This window comes from Parasphingorhabdus sp. (genome assembly GCF_048269865.1).
In the GTDB taxonomy this organism is placed as follows: domain Bacteria; phylum Pseudomonadota; class Alphaproteobacteria; order Sphingomonadales; family Sphingomonadaceae; genus Parasphingorhabdus.
Map to the genome: position 1 here is coordinate 360349 of NZ_JBLWUA010000002.1, position 14538 is coordinate 374886.

11 protein-coding genes and 1 other RNA gene are annotated in these 14538 nt (G+C 56.0%); 8 read left to right on the plus strand and 4 right to left on the minus strand.

Going from position 1 to position 14538, the window contains the following annotated elements:
• Positions 1-22 precede the first annotated feature (22 nt).
• Positions 23-1480: a leucyl aminopeptidase gene (locus ACN0WW_RS03955; RefSeq protein ID WP_417609595.1), complete on the minus strand. Its 1458-nt coding sequence runs from the start codon at positions 1478-1480 to the stop codon at positions 23-25.
• Positions 1481-1749: 269 nt separating this feature from the next.
• On the opposite strand from ACN0WW_RS03955, the gene ACN0WW_RS03960 reads away from it, so the two are divergent.
• From ACN0WW_RS03960 to rsmA, 4 genes are all read left to right on the plus strand, one after another.
• The gene (locus tag ACN0WW_RS03960) at positions 1750-3963 is read left to right on the plus strand and encodes an LPS-assembly protein LptD (protein ID WP_417609597.1); all 2214 of its coding nucleotides are present in this window, start codon (positions 1750-1752) and stop codon (positions 3961-3963) included.
• A gap of 98 nt (positions 3964-4061) precedes the next feature.
• Positions 4062-5426 (plus strand): peptidylprolyl isomerase, encoded by a 1365-nt coding sequence (locus tag ACN0WW_RS03965; protein ID WP_417609764.1) that lies wholly within the window; start codon positions 4062-4064, stop codon positions 5424-5426.
• Positions 5426-6433 (plus strand): 4-hydroxythreonine-4-phosphate dehydrogenase PdxA, encoded by a 1008-nt coding sequence (gene pdxA, locus ACN0WW_RS03970; protein ID WP_417609599.1) that lies wholly within the window; start codon positions 5426-5428, stop codon positions 6431-6433. Before ACN0WW_RS03965 ends, pdxA begins: the two co-directional genes overlap by 1 nt.
• Positions 6434-6465: 32 nt before the next feature.
• The gene (gene rsmA / locus ACN0WW_RS03975; protein WP_417609601.1) at positions 6466-7266 is read left to right on the plus strand and encodes a 16S rRNA (adenine(1518)-N(6)/adenine(1519)-N(6))-dimethyltransferase RsmA; all 801 of its coding nucleotides are present in this window, start codon (positions 6466-6468) and stop codon (positions 7264-7266) included.
• On the opposite strand, the gene ACN0WW_RS03980 is transcribed toward rsmA, so the two are convergent.
• On the minus strand, positions 7263-9377 hold the full coding sequence (locus ACN0WW_RS03980; RefSeq protein ID WP_417609603.1) for a malate synthase G: 2115 nt from the start codon (positions 9375-9377) through the stop codon (positions 7263-7265). The genes rsmA and ACN0WW_RS03980 overlap by 4 nt on opposite strands.
• A 429-nt stretch (positions 9378-9806) precedes the next feature.
• Here ACN0WW_RS03980 and ACN0WW_RS03985 point away from each other — a divergent pair, with 429 nt between their 5' ends.
• The 4 genes from ACN0WW_RS03985 (at position 9807) to ACN0WW_RS04000 (ending at position 13612) form a co-directional block, all read left to right on the plus strand.
• Positions 9807-11015, plus strand: a complete 1209-nt coding sequence (locus tag ACN0WW_RS03985; RefSeq protein ID WP_417609605.1) for a hydrolase — start codon at positions 9807-9809, stop codon at positions 11013-11015.
• Positions 11012-12022: an arginine N-succinyltransferase gene (locus ACN0WW_RS03990; RefSeq protein ID WP_417609607.1), complete on the plus strand. Its 1011-nt coding sequence runs from the start codon at positions 11012-11014 to the stop codon at positions 12020-12022. Before ACN0WW_RS03985 ends, ACN0WW_RS03990 begins: the two co-directional genes overlap by 4 nt.
• On the plus strand, positions 12019-13281 hold the full coding sequence (locus tag ACN0WW_RS03995) for an N-succinylarginine dihydrolase (protein ID WP_417609609.1): 1263 nt from the start codon (positions 12019-12021) through the stop codon (positions 13279-13281). Before ACN0WW_RS03990 ends, ACN0WW_RS03995 begins: the two co-directional genes overlap by 4 nt.
• 100 nt (positions 13282-13381) lie before the next feature.
• On the plus strand, positions 13382-13612 hold the full coding sequence (locus ACN0WW_RS04000; RefSeq protein ID WP_417609611.1) for a hypothetical protein: 231 nt from the start codon (positions 13382-13384) through the stop codon (positions 13610-13612).
• 49 nt (positions 13613-13661) lie between these two features.
• Here ACN0WW_RS04000 and ssrA read toward each other — a convergent pair.
• Positions 13662-14052, minus strand: a transfer-messenger RNA (tmRNA) gene (ssrA, locus tag ACN0WW_RS04005).
• 69 nt (positions 14053-14121) lie between these two features.
• Positions 14122-14388 carry a hypothetical protein gene (locus ACN0WW_RS04010; RefSeq protein WP_417609613.1) on the minus strand — a complete coding sequence of 89 codons (267 nt, stop codon included), beginning with the start codon at positions 14386-14388 and terminating at the stop codon, positions 14122-14124.
• Positions 14389-14538: the final 150 nt, after the last annotated feature.

Genomic DNA, 14538 nt, shown 5'->3' on the forward strand with positions numbered 1-14538 from the left:
ACGTCATCATTGGCAAAGCCCGTCAACTTTCGAGATTGTCGACGACATATTGGTTCAGCAATCGCACGCCATAGCCAGTCGCGCCTTTGTCCCAGACGGGGCTCGGCTTGTCGGCCCAGACCATGCCAGCGATATCGAGATGCGCCCATTTCACGCCGTCCTGGACAAACCGCTTGAGAAATTGCGCTGCTGTAATCGACCCAGCGCCGCGTGGTCCGACATTCTTCATGTCCGCGATCGGCGAATTGATCAGCTTGTCATAAGCGGCACCAACGGGAAGCCGCCATAGCGGATCTCCTGAATCCTTGCCCGCTTCGAGCAGATCTTCTGCGAGGTCGTCATCATTGCTGAAACAGCCAGCATGTTCGTTACCAAGGGCGATGATCATAGCGCCGGTCAAAGTCGCCAAATCAATCAGGACGTCCGGTTTGAACGTTTCCTGGGTCCAGTGCATTGCATCGCAAAGCACGAGCCGTCCTTCGGCATCGGTGTTGATCACTTCGATCGTCTGACCGTTCATGCTGGTGACCACGTCGCCTGGACGTTGCGCCTTTCCGTCGGGCATATTCTCAACCAGCCCGCAAACACCGACGACATGCGCCTTGGCCTTGCGGCCAGCAAGGGCTTTCATGGTTCCAGCAACGGCACCCGCGCCGCCCATATCCCATTTCATCTCTTCCATTCCGGCACCGGGCTTCAATGAGATACCACCGGTATCAAACGTGACACCTTTCCCGACCAACGCCAGAGGCGTTTTCTGCTCGCCGTTGGTCCCATCCCAGCGCATTGCCAGCAACCGGGGCGGCCGTTCAGATCCTTGCGAAACACCAAGCAGAGCGCCCATACCAAGCTTTTCCATCTCGTCCCAGCCAAGGACGGTGAATTCTACGCCCAGTTCCTTCAACTCCTCACAGCGTTCGACAAAGCTCTCGGGATAGATAGCGTTCGCCGGCTCTGCGACAAGCTCGCGAGTCAAGGCCACGCCATCAGCGACAGCTGACAGATCGGTCCAAGCTTTGGAGTTCGCCAGCTCTGCATCCAGCACCGTAATGTTTTCCAGAGTGACTTTCTGCTTTTCAGGCGTCTTCGTACGATATTTATCGTGGCGCCAGCTGCGCAATTTTGCGCCGAACAGGAATCGCGCGCGGATTTCCTGATCAAGACTGGACGGATCGAAGGCTGCATGTTTGGCACCAGATGCCAGAATTTTCGCGACCGCAGAACCTCCTGCAGATTCCGCGTCTTTGGCCTTGCCTTTGCCCAGGCCTGTTAACACTACCCGCAATATTTTATCGCTTTCGGTCACGAAAATTTCGAAGACTTCGCCCAATTTGCCGTCAAACCTCGCGGCTTTTGCGCCTGCCTTGACGGTGTCTCCCTGCGCCAGATCGAGCTGCAGATCATCCAATCCATTTTTGGGAACCGCAAATATGATCGTATCAGCATCCGCAGGCCGCTCGTTCGCAAAGTTGAAATTCATCTGAAACTGTCCTTGTTCTTGTGCTTGAAGGAGTGAAAAGCTTCCAGCGGCTCACTCTTCGATCCGACTCAATCTAGTGGCGGATCGATTTTTGTCCAATTGTGCGGCGTTGCTGCACCGTCTTGGTTTTGCGGTCAAGCATCTGTTCATCAGAATCTGTCAAAGAAAATTTGCAGACTGAGCAAACTGGTGCAATAGGCGATCGGAAGGTGGGCAGTGCAATATTCGATGCTGTCTGAAATGGGACTAAAAGCAGGTTGAGCCAGTCGATGAAATCTTCACTCGCCCTTTTTACCCTTTCTCTGGCTGCGTTCGCACCAAGCTCAGCGATGGCGCAATTACAAGGCAACGCTGCCGCTTCGCCCGATCAGCAAGATGACGAAATCGAGTTTAGTGCTGACACGATCAATTATGATTTCGAAAACGACTTCGTCACCGCAACGGGAAACGTCGTCCTCAATCGCGACGGATATAAATTGCGGGCCGATGAGGTTCTGTGGAACCGCAAAACCGGCGCAGTCGTAGCAGAGGGTAATATCCGGTCCGTCAGTCCGGATGGCGACATCGCCTATGGCGATCGCATTGAACTAACCGATAGCCTTCGCGACGGTGCCATCGACAATCTGCTGTTGGTCCTCGAGGATGGCAGCCGACTGGCGGCGCGGCGCAGTGAACGCTTCGCAGACGGCTCGCTGGAACTTCACAATGCAGCCTACACCGCCTGTGCCGTGACCACAGAAGCCGGGTGCCCTAAGAATCCGAGCTGGCAAATCAAAGCGGTTAAGGTCATGTACGATCCGGTCAAAAAGCGCGTAAAATATCAGGGCGCTCGCATCGAGATTTTTGGGCTGCCTGTTATTCCATTGCCTGGGCTCTCACACCCGATCAGCGATGAAAACCGCAGCGGCTTGCTGGTACCCGATGTCAAATTTGATACCGTGAACGGCATTGGTGTTACAGTCCCCTATTATTTTAGCCTCGCGCCCAATCAGGATGCCACCATTACAACACAGGTTTTTACCGACGTTGCCCCGCTGGTCAGTGGTACATTTCGCAATCTTGACGAGAAAGGGGCATTCCAGCTCACCGGTTATGCCACTTATGGATCCCGCATTCCCACGGGTGCCTTGCAGACCCTGCCCAACGCTCAGAAAGATTTCCGCGGTTATTTTGCGACGAGCGGTCGGTTTAGACTGGATGACAAATGGACGGTCTCCCAGTCGGCCCGGATCGTATCGGATCGCACTTTTCTAAGACGCTACGATATTAGCGACGATGACAGCCTCCGCTCCACGATTGACTTCGAGCGGATGAGCAATAGCAGCTATTTTTCGCTAGCCGGTTGGGCATTCCAGACTTTGCGCGTGAACGATCCGCAAAACCGCGTTCCGGTTGCACTGCCGGTGATGGATTATCGCAAGCGGTTCGACGATCCGATTTTGGGTGGCCGCCTTCAAGTTCAAGCTAACAGCTTGGCCATTGCGCGAAGTGAGGGGCAAGACACGCAGCGCGCCTTTGGTTCGGCCCGTTGGGACATGCGGAAGCTAACCGATTGGGGTCAAGAAATCACGTTGACGGGTCTTGTCAGGGGCGATGTTTATCATAGTGATGACAATGCTCTCAATGAAACCGCTATCTATCGGGGTCAAAGCGGCTGGCAAGCCCGTGCGATTGCCTCTGCGGCGATTGACGTTAAGTGGCCTCTGATAGGCGAAGCTTTTGGCGGTACGCAGACGATCACTCCGCGCTTTCAGATCGTAGCGACACCGGGCTTGGCAAACCTGTCTGTACCGAACGAAGATTCCCGTGCGGTTGATTTGGAAGACAGCAACCTTTTCGCTCTCAACCGGTTTCCCGGATATGATCGCTACGAAGACAATGTTCGGGCGACCTATGGGATGGAATGGGAAATCAATCGTCCAAACCTTCAAGTGAATATGATCGTCGGACAAAGCTATCGGCTGGAAAATAACAACAATATCGTGCCGGAAGGAACCGGGTTGTCTGATCGTTTTTCCGATATCGTTGGCCGTACCAATGTTCGATTCAAAGATATTGTAAAGTTCACTCACCGTTACCGGCTGGACAAGGATAATCTGGGAATACGGCGCAACGAGATTGACGCCACGATCGGGTCCAAGGGAACCTATGCGCAAATCGGCTATCTGCGCCTGAATCGCAATATCGGTCCACAGCTAGAGGATCTAAGGGACCGCGAAGAGGTTCGGGTCGGCGGGCGCTACCAGATCGATGGATATTGGTCCGTGTTTGGCTCCGCTATTATTGACCTGACTGATCGTAGCGAGGATCCCATTTCAGTCGCCGACGGCTATGAACCGGTACGGCACCGCCTTGGCGTAGCCTATGATGACGGTTGTCTCTCCATGGGCGTAACCTGGCGCTATGATTACGAAGATACTGGCGACGCGCGCCGTGGCAGTACTTTTCTGTTCCGGCTGGCCTTGCGCAATCTCGGCGTGTAAAGGTCTCCCAAACCGGTTGGCCCGCTCATATTGGGTTCAGCAGATATTTGCTATTTGTTGCGTCAAATTTACTCTTTGTAGTTGAGAAGAAACAAAAAATGAATTTATTGAGCTTAAGAACCCAAGGCTTCAAGGCCAAGGCAACCTTGGCCGTAGCGCTTGCCGTTGCCGCCGCTTCGCCATCCGTCAGCCAAACCGTCGCGGACACCGCGCTGCCGCAAACCGGGCTGAATATTCCCGACGAATTGACAATATTTGGCAAAAATGATCCCAATGTTCGCCGCGCCACGGCAATCGTCAATGGTGATATCATTACCGGAACCGATGTAAGTCAGCGGCTCGCTCTGATCGTCGCGGCCAATGGCGGCGAAGTGGACGATGAAGAAAGAAAGCGACTACGGCTTCAGGTCCTGCGCAATCTGATCGACGAAACTCTGCAAATCCAAGAAGCAGAGGCCAATGAAATCGTTATTAGCGATGAAGAAGTTGATGCCACTTTTCGCCAGGTAGCCCAGCAGAATTTCAAGCAGGATCTGGACGCGTTTGATCAATATCTGCGTACGCAGGGGTCGTCGACCGACACGCTAAAACGCCAGATCAAAGGTGAATTGGCTTGGAGCCGTCTGCTTCGCCGGAACATCCAGCCCTTTATCAATGTCGGCGACGAAGAAGTGAACGCCATCATCGAACGCCTGAACGCCTCTAAAGGGACGAGCGAATTTCGTATCGGCGAGATATATATGTCAGCCTCTCAGGAGACGGCTCCACAAGTTGCTGAGAATATGCGTAAGATACTCGAGCAGATCCGTGCTGGTGGCTCGTTTGTAGCTTATGCCCGGCAGTTTTCGGAAGCTTCTACAGCCGCGACCGGCGGTGATCTTGGTTGGGTTCGTCCTGCTCAATTGCCGCAATCGCTGGCGGATGCAGCGGAGCAGATGCAAGTGGGGCAGGTTGTCGGGCCGATTGAAGTCCCCGGCGGCTTCTCCATCCTTTATCTCATCGATTCCCGTCAGGTACTTACTGCCGACCCCCGTAATGCGCTGCTCAGCCTGAAACAGCTCGCGATAAGCTTTCCGGCTGGTATCACCGAAGCACAAGCGTCGGCACAAGCCGAGCAATTTGCGAAGGCCACACAGAGCATCAAAGGCTGTGGCGCTGCCAATGAAGTCGCTGCGCGGCTGGGAGCAAGCGTAGTCGACAACGATCAGGTCAAGCTGCGGGACCTTCCTGCGCCGTTGCAGGGGGCGATCGGCGAACTGCAGATCGGACAGGCGAGCGTGCCTTTTGGTTCGATCGAAGATGGCGTGCGGGTCCTGATCCTGTGTGGACGAGATGATCCACAAACCGCTTCTGCACCTTCTTTCGACGCCATCATGTCGCGTCTGGAGAATGACCGTATCAACAAGCGCGCGCAAATCTATCTGCGCGATCTGCGACGCGACGCCATTATTGAATATAATTAATGGCCGACTGGATCGCAAAACCCTTTGCCATTTCCTGTGGAGACCCGGCCGGTGTTGGCCCAGAGATTATCGGCAAAAGCTGGCTGCAACGGGTTGAGGCGGGGCTAAAGCCGTTTTTTGCGATAGGCAATTTCGCCGACTTTGAAAAGCTTTCGGGCGTACCCGTACAGAAGGTCGACCAGCCCAAGGATGTCATCACTTGCTTCCGCGACGCACTCCCCGTGCTGCATATACACGAGGCTGCGGCTGCGGTTCCCGGGGAGGCGACCTTGGACAGTGCGCAATGTTCGCTGCACGCTCTTGAAATCGCCTGCGGCCTTGCGCGTTCCGGGGATGCGGGGGCAGTTGTGACAGCGCCTGTGTCCAAGACGCAGCTTTACAAAATCGGCTTTCGTTATCCTGGCCAAACAGAATTTGTTTCCGAGCGATGTGGCATAGCGCGAGAAAATGCGGTGATGATGTTGGCCGGACCGACATTGCGGGTTGTGCCGATGACAACGCATATTGCGCTGAAGGATGTGCCTGAGCATTTGACCGAGCGGCTGGTTATGGCCTGTGCGCGGGCGGCCGAGAAAGCGATGACGCGCAATTTTGGCATTGAAAAACCGCGTATCGCGATTGCTGGACTCAATCCGCATGCAGGCGAAAGCGGCAATCTCGGCCAGGAAGAGAAGCGGATCATGCAACCCGCGATCGATCAGCTGCGGGATCAGGGTATGGACATCACCGACCCGCTGCCAGCGGATACAATGTTCCATGAGGAGTCGAGGATCAATTTTGATGTCGCTCTGTGCCCCTATCATGATCAGGCACTGATCCCTTTGAAGACCCTGCATTTTTTTGATGGCGTCAATATCACATTGGGCCTCCCGATAGTCCGCACTTCTCCCGACCATGGAACGGCCTTCAATATCGCCGGCCAGGGGATCGCCGATCCGCGTTCGATGATTGCTGCGATTCAAATGGCGGCTACCGCTGTGACCAATCGCCAGATTCACGACCATTGAGAGCGCCGGTTCCCCTGACCCCGTTGCGGGAGGTGATCAAGAAGCACGGCCTCTCCGCCAACAAGGCGCTCGGCCAGAATTTTCTGTTCGATATGCAGTTGCTGGACCGGATCGCCGCAGTTCCTGGCGATCTTGAAGGCCAGAAGGTTTTCGAGGTGGGTCCCGGACCGGGCGGCCTGACGCGTGCACTGTTGCAGGCCGGAGCACAAGTGACGGCGGTAGAACGCGACGGTCGCTGTCTGCCGGCACTGGCGGAACTCGGCGAGTATTTTCCGGAACGCTTGACCGTCATTGACGACGATGCGCTGAAGATCGATCTTTCCAGTCTGTTCGATACGCCGTTCCATATCCTGTCCAACCTACCCTATAATGTGGGCTCAGCGTTGCTCATCAAATGGCTGTCCGAACCACAGTGGCCACCGCAATGGCAGTCGCTCACCCTGATGTTCCAGCGCGAGGTCGCCGACCGGATCGTCGCGCGCGAAGGAACCGAAGCCTACGGGCGGCTGTCGATTCTGGCGCAATGGCGCTGCGACGCGCGCCTGGCGATGACGGTGCACCGATCGGCTTTCACACCACCCCCGAAGGTGATGTCGGCGATTGTTCATCTCGTCCCCAAGGCCCAGCCGGAAGGTGTCGATCCGAAGGCCCTCGCCGATCTCACCCAGGCCGCTTTCGGCCAGCGCCGCAAGATGCTCCGGCAGAGCCTGAAAGGCATGGCCGGAGCACTGGACGCCTTGGGAAGCCTAGCTATCGATAGTTCCAGACGCCCAGAAACGGTGAGCGTAGACGAATTTGTCGCGATCGCCCGCCTGCTTAGTTCCTCGTCCTAACCTTTCGCCTTAAGCTTCCGCCGATAGGCGTGCAGCAGAGGTTCGGTATAGCCGCTCGGTTGCTCGACACCCTTGAACACCAGATCACGAGCCGCCTGAAACGCGAGACTGTCATCCGGATTTGGCGCCATCGGCCGGTACAGCGGGTCACCGGCATTCTGTCCGTCAACCTTGGCCGCCATGCGCAGCAGAGCCGCATCGACCTGCTCCGCCGAACAGACGCCGTGCAGCATCCAGTTGGCCATATGCTGGGATGAAATGCGCAAGGTCGCGCGGTCTTCCATCAGGCCGACATCGTTGATGTCAGGGACCTTGGAACAGCCAATGCCCTGGTCGATCCAGCGGACGACATAGCCCAATATGCCCTGGGCATTGTTATCGAGTTCGTGCTCGATTTCCTCGTCGGACCAGTTGTGGCCATCGGCGAGCGGAATGGTCAGCAGCTTTTCGAGCGGCGCGACGCCCTCGCCCGCGACTTCCTTCTGCCGGTCAAACACATTGACCTGATGATAGTGGATGGCGTGCAGCGTGGCAGCCGTCGGACTTGGCACCCAGGCGGTGTTGGCACCAGTCATCGGGTGGCCGATTTTCTGTTCCATCATGTCCGCCATCATGTCGGGCGCGGCCCACATGCCCTTGCCGATCTGCGCCTTGCCGGACATGCCGCAAGCGAGGCCGATGGCGACATTGCGCTGTTCATAGGCAGTGATCCAGTCGCTTTTCTTGATATCGCCCTTGGCCAGCATCGCCCCGGCCTGCATCGAGGTGTGGATTTCGTCGCCGGTCCTATCGAGGAAACCGGTGTTGATGAACACAACGCGGTCCTTGACCGCTTGGATGCAGGCAGCAAGATTCGCCGAGGTGCGGCGTTCTTCGTCCATCACGCCGACCTTGATCGTGTTTCGGTCGAGACCGAGCAAATCTTCCACCGCATCGAACAGGTCGTTGGTGAAAGCACATTCTTCTGGGCCGTGCATCTTCGGTTTCACGATATAGATCGACCCGGCGCGGCTGTTGCGGAGCGTTCCGAGCTCCTTGATATCGTGCATCGCGATCAGGCTGGTGAAGACCCCGTCGAGCAGACCTTCCGGCGCTTCCGAGCCATCGGCCAGCAGAACGGCGGGATTGGTCATCAGATGGCCAACGTTGCGGACGAACATCAGGCTGCGGCCCGGCAAAGAAAACGGCTTGCCGTCAGGATCGACATAATCGCGGTCCGGGTTCGCCTTGCGCTCGACAGTCTTGCCACCCTTTTCGAACGATGCGTCAAGATCGCCGCGCATCAGGCCCAGCCAGTTGCTGTAAGCCAGCGTCTTGTCCTCGGCATCGACTGCGGCAACGGAGTCTTCCATGTCGATAATCGTCGTAAGCGCGGATTCCAGCACAACATCGGCGATATTGGCGGGATCGTCCTTGCCGATCGGATGGTCGGCATCAAAGATCACATCGATATGCAGGCCATTGTGGCGGAACAGGCAGCCCTTGTCGCTTTTCCCGACATATTGCGCCGGATTTTTGAGCGGGATTCCCTTTTCCTTCACGTCCGTCAGGTCAGCCCATTTGCCATTTGCGAGCGGCAACGCTTCGTCGAGGAAGGCCTTGGCTGCGTCGATAACGTGAGCACCCCGCTCCGGATCATAGCCACCCGGTTTCGCTGCCGGCGCATCCAGCGCATCGGTGCCGTAAAAAGCGTCGTATAGGCTGCCCCAGCGTGCATTGGCAGCGTTGAGGACAAAGCGGTCGTTGAGCGATGGTACCACCAGTTGCGGCCCGGCCATGGTCGCGATTTCCGGATCAACATTCTCCGTCGTAATGGAAAAAGAGGCGGGTTCTTCAACCAGATAACCGATATCCTTCAGAAATGACTGATACTCCGTCTGATCAATCGGCTGTCCTTTGCGATCTAAGTGCCAGGCATCAATTTGTGCCTGCAACGTCTCGCGCTTTGCCAGCAACTCGGCGTTGCGAGGTGCGAAGGTACCGAGGAGTTCTGCAAAGCCCAGCCAGAATTTTGCGGAGTCCACACCGGTTCCGGGCAAGGCGCGGTCGTTGACGAAATCAAACAGTTCCGTTGCGATCTGGATGCCGTTCTGGCTGACATATTCGGACATAGTATTTCCTCGTTCAAATGCATTTGTCTGCGGCATACCGAGTGTGCTGCAGCTTTTCAAAATTTTCCGGGGAGGAATCACAAGCGTCTATGACGGCTCTTGCTGGCGCTGTAAATGGGATGCTTCTGCAGCAAATCGTCAAAGATGAACTTGACAAACTTTACAGTGTTATGAATTTTTACTCCATTGCTCTCCAACATTCTCAGGATAAGGCCACAAGCCACTGATAATTTGTTGACTTTACCCTGTCATCGGCCGCGGCGTTCGATGCAGGCTGATTTATGATTTTTCTCAGCTTCATAATTTTCTCGTTGAACAAAGGGTGTGGTTCAAGGGCTATATTCATATCGGAAAGCGCGCGTGTAGGACAGCCTGCTCACGAGAACAGAGCGGGTGGCATGACAGCATGACAAATGCTATCGGTTTCAGATGAAAGCAAATTCCTTCTCTGAAAAAGACACGCTCGAACAGGCGTCCGGCCTGCCGCTATTGCCGCGCACTTTGACTTGGTCGAAGATCAACAGCGGCACCACCAATCTTGATGGCCTGAAAAGGGTTGCTGAATTGCTCGCCGGGGCCTTTTCGGTATTGCCGGGTGAAACCCGGCTGGTCGACCCGGAGCCGGTCGAGACCGTGCGCCCCGATGGAACGGTTGATCAGATCGAACGCGGCCAGCATCTGAGCGTATCGGTTCGCCCGGAGGCGCCCGTTCGTATCCTGCTGACCGGGCACATGGATACGGTGTTCCCGGCGGACCATCCGTTTCAGCAGATAAAGGAGCTTGAAAACGGTACGCTGAATGGCCCCGGCCTCGCCGACATGAAAGGCGGCCTCTCGGTCATGCTGGGCGCGTTGCAATTGCTGGAGCAAAACGAATATGCCAGCCGGATCGGCTATGATGTAATGATCAACAGCGACGAAGAAGTGGGCTCCGGATCATCGGCATCGCTGATCAAACAGCTCGCCCGAGGCAAGACCGCAGCGCTCACCTATGAACCCGCCCTGCCCGACGGCACGCTTGCGGGAGAACGCGGCGGCAGCGGCAATTTCTCGATCATTTTTACCGGCAAGAGCGCCCATGCCGGGCGCAACCCTGATGAGGGACGCAATGCGCTGGTCGCGGCGGCGGATATGGCCTTGCGACTGAAAGCGCTGCACCGGGAAGGCCTGAGCGTGAACCCGGCGAAAATCGATGGTGGCGGCCCGAATAATGCGGTGCCTGATCATGCCATTTTGCGGGTCAATTTCAGGCCCAAGGCACTGGCCGATCAGAATGAGGCGCAAAGCAGGCTCGACCAGCTGGTCCGAGAGATCGCGAGGGCTCATGACCTTGCCGTTCATTGCCATGGCGGCTTCGGCCGACCGCCAAAGCCGATCGACCCCCAGGCAGAGAAGCTGTTCGGTCTGGTCAGGCAATGCGGTGCCGAACTCGGTCTCGATATCAACTGGCGCGGCACGGGCGGTGTCTGCGACGGCAATAATATCGCAGCTTGCGGCATTCCCGTGGTCGACACTATGGGTGTCAGAGGCGGGGCGATCCACAGTTCGGATGAATATTTGATACCAGAAAGTCTGGTCGAACGGACACAATTGTCGGCGCTGACGATCATGCGGATCGCCGAAAAGGGAGGATTATGAGTTTTCGGATACGGGCGGCGCGGATCGACGATCTGCAGCATCTTTATGAAATGGCGAAACTGACCGGAGGCGGCTTCACCAATCTGCCAGCCGATCGCGGATCGCTGACCGCAAAGCTGGAGCGATCCGAGCGCGCCTATCAGCGCGATACAGAGGAACATGGCGATGACCTGTTCATCATGGTGCTGGAAAATGTGGAAACCGGAGCTGTACGCGGTACGTCGCAATTGTTCACCAAGGTGGGGCAGACATGGCCCTTCTACTCCTATCGTCTGAGCAACCTGTCGCAGACAAGCAAGGAGCTGGACCGGACTTTCAGCGCCCAGATGCTCAGTCTGGTTACCGATCTGGAAGGTGCGAGCGAAGTTGGCGGCCTGTTCCTGCATCCCGGGGAACGGGCCGGTGGCCTGGGCATGCTTTTGGCCCGTAGCCGTTATCTGTTCATCAAGGAACATCGCGAGCGGTTCGGCGACAAGATATTTGCCGAATTGCGCGGGGTGATCGATGAGGCTGGCGGATCCCCGTTCTGGGACGGGCTCGCCGGTCGGTTTTTCGGCATGAGCTTTCAGGAAGCCGATTATTTCAACGCCATTCACGGCAACCAGTTCATCGCCGACCTGATGCCGAAACACCCGATTTACACCGCCATGCTGAGCGATTCCGCGCGGACGGTGATCGGCGTTCCGCATACCAGTGGCCGAGCAGCGATGCGGATGCTGGAGAATGAAAATTTCTCCTATGACGGCTATGTCGATATTTTTGACGGCGGACCGACAATGATCGCGAAAACTGACGATGTTACCAGCATTCGCAATGCCAAATCGGCCGTGATAAGCGCCATCAAAGAGGGCGCTACTAAATCGATCATCGCCAGCGGCACGCTGGAAACCTTTCAGGCTACCTATGCAATGGTCTCTGCCGATGATGACGGCGTAATGATCGATCAGCAAGCTGCCGGTAATATGGGGCTGAGCGTTGGCGACACGATCTGGCATATTGCGCGATGAGCACACTCGTTGAAATCAATTTTGACGGCATTATTGGGCCAAGCCACAATTATGCCGGGCTGAGTCTTGGCAATATTGCCTCGTCTTCCAACGCCGGAGAGACCGCCTACCCCCGCGAAGCGGCTCTGCAAGGCATTGCCAAGATGCGGCATAATCTCAGCCTCGGTCTTGCACAGGGCTTTTTCATGCCGCTCGACAGACCGAACCAGAGCTGGTTGGCTTCCCTGGCAACAACTGCCGCCGAGGCCGAGCCCCATATCAGGGCAGCGGCATTTTCTGCCTCTTCGATGTGGGCAGCCAATGCCGCGACAGTATCCCCCGCACCAGACACTGATGATGGGAAATGCCACCTTACCGTCGCCAATCTGCAGACCATGCCGCACCGCAGCCATGAATGGCCGGGAACACTGGCGCAGCTAAAAATGGCGTTCGCGGACGAGGATCATTTTGCCGTGCATGCGCCGATACCGTCACCCTTCGGTGACGAGGGCGCGGCCAACCATATGCGACTTTGCTCCGGTCATGACGCGACAGGGGTAGAAATATTTATATTCGGCAAAAGCGGCGGGCCATTTCCCGCGCGTCAGCATATCGAGGCCAGTAAAGCGGTCGCACGCAAACACGGGTTGAGCGATGATCGGGCGCTTTTTGCGCAGCAGTCGGAAACAGCCATTGCCGCCGGTGCATTCCACAATGACGTTGTGGCCGTCGCCAATGAGCGCGTCCTGTTCACCCATGAGCAGGCTTTTGAATATCCGGACGCGCTTTATGATGCGATCCGCGAAAAATTGCCCGAGACCGAGATAATCGTGGTGCCGGCCGACCAGGTAAGCCTGGCAGATGCGATCAAGTCCTATCTGTTCAACGCCCAGTTGGTGACGCTGCCTGACGGCGGCGGTATGGCGCTAATCCTGCCAAGCGAAGCCCGCGAGAATGAAGCAGTCTGGCGCTATCTGACGGATCTGGTGGCGGGTAACGGCCCGATCCGCCGACTCTGTCCGGTCGACGTTCGTCAGTCCATGGCCAATGGTGGCGGTCCGGCCTGTCTGCGCTTGCGGGTGGCTGCCGACCCTGCGACGGTCGATCCGCGCTTTCTGGCAACGCCGGAAAAACTGGATGCGATTACCGCAGTCATCACCGAACGATGGCCGGAAGCGATCCGTCCGGATCAACTATCCGATCCAAGCCTGATCGATGCAATCGGCGCAGCAAGACATCATCTGCTAGCGGTCTGCGGATTGACCGAGCTGGATCGCTAACGCCTGCCTGACAGTGTCGGGTTAACTTACAGTTAACTATATTTTTTTGACAGAATTGGCGGTTTTCCGCACTTGGCACGACGCTTGCTAATAAAATCTCATGTGGAAAAAAATCAGACGGCTCTTCGTTATCAAGACCAAGTTCGAGGCTTTCCTCATCATATACGCACTTGCCACCGGCGCGGTTCAGCGTGGCCAGCATTATCTGGTCCAATATCCCGGATGGGGAGGAAAGCTGCTGTTTCTGGCGGTTACCGGAGCGGTGTTCATGGCCGGGGCCAAGATGATCGAGGCCATTGACCTCAACCGGATTTACAGTTCCGAATATTGATCGGGCCGCGTTCGGTCCGGCAATGCTTATTTCGCCGTTGATTGTAATGAGTGGAAGGCTTCTGTTGCCCGGTGCCTTCCAAACCGCTGAATTCCCTTCTGTTGCCCGGTGGGTTCAACCGCGCGTAGCTTTCTAACTTATGACCGTGAGGTCAATGGGTTAGGCAGCAATAGCGAGTGCTTCGTTATCGTTTGCACTTATAAGTTTTGAGCAATCACGGCATACTCAGGCCGGGCAAAAATAACGCCTTTGAACACCCGTCGATCCTAGTTCGGCCCCATCAACAGAGGCGTTTCACATTGCTGCAAATCGCCTGAGATGGTGGAGCCGCCGGGTACTGCCCCCGGGTCCGTAGTGTCTATTACACGCCATCGTTTATCGCCATAGTCCGTCGGAACGGACGCTCCCTATATAGGGACATAATTCTGAATGAACAGTGCACAGACAAGAAAAAGGGCCAACCGGTTGCCCGGTTGACCCTCCTCTAGTTCCCCAAAGGGAAATCGAAATTACTGAGCGAGAACGCCTTCTTCAGCGTCGGCTTTGTCTTCCAGGGCATCAGCCTTGTCTTCCATTGCATCAGCCTGATCTTCCAGCATCTCTTCACCAGCTTCCGTCGTTGCATCATCGGCAGCTGCTTCGAGATCGTCAGCTTTCATCTCAGCTTGCTGAGCGTCAACTTCCGTTGCGGTTTCGGCACCGCTGGTGTCTTCTTGTGCACAAGCGCTAAGCGCCAGAGCGGCCGCAGAAGCGGTCAAAATCATTAATTTACGCATGTTAATCCCTCACTATTTTCAAGGAGCAAATAAGAGCTCCTCAACTCTTCCAACCTGTTGGCGAAAGATTGGTTCCCGATTTAGGAAAAAAGGTCACGCGATTGCGCGCCTGAGCCTTTTTATCTTGCCAACAGAAAGTTTCAAATACGA

Excerpts from the sequence above, each read along its gene's own strand:
- ACN0WW_RS03955 (WP_417609595.1), bottom strand. The coding sequence starts at position 1,480 with ATGAATTTCAACTTTGCGAACGAGCGGCCTGCGGATGCTGATACGATC.
- ACN0WW_RS03960 (WP_417609597.1), top strand. The coding sequence starts at position 1,750 with ATGAAATCTTCACTCGCCCTTTTTACCCTTTCTCTGGCTGCGTTCGCA.
- ACN0WW_RS03965 (WP_417609764.1), top strand. The coding sequence starts at position 4,062 with ATGAATTTATTGAGCTTAAGAACCCAAGGCTTCAAGGCCAAGGCAACC.
- pdxA (WP_417609599.1), top strand. The coding sequence starts at position 5,426 with ATGGCCGACTGGATCGCAAAACCCTTTGCCATTTCCTGTGGAGACCCG.
- ACN0WW_RS03980 (WP_417609603.1), bottom strand. The coding sequence starts at position 9,377 with ATGTCCGAATATGTCAGCCAGAACGGCATCCAGATCGCAACGGAACTG.
- ACN0WW_RS03985 (WP_417609605.1), top strand. The coding sequence starts at position 9,807 with ATGAAAGCAAATTCCTTCTCTGAAAAAGACACGCTCGAACAGGCGTCC.
- ACN0WW_RS03990 (WP_417609607.1), top strand. The coding sequence starts at position 11,012 with ATGAGTTTTCGGATACGGGCGGCGCGGATCGACGATCTGCAGCATCTT.
- ACN0WW_RS03995 (WP_417609609.1), top strand. The coding sequence starts at position 12,019 with ATGAGCACACTCGTTGAAATCAATTTTGACGGCATTATTGGGCCAAGC.
- ACN0WW_RS04000 (WP_417609611.1), top strand. The coding sequence starts at position 13,382 with ATGTGGAAAAAAATCAGACGGCTCTTCGTTATCAAGACCAAGTTCGAG.
- ACN0WW_RS04010 (WP_417609613.1), bottom strand. The coding sequence starts at position 14,388 with ATGCGTAAATTAATGATTTTGACCGCTTCTGCGGCCGCTCTGGCGCTT.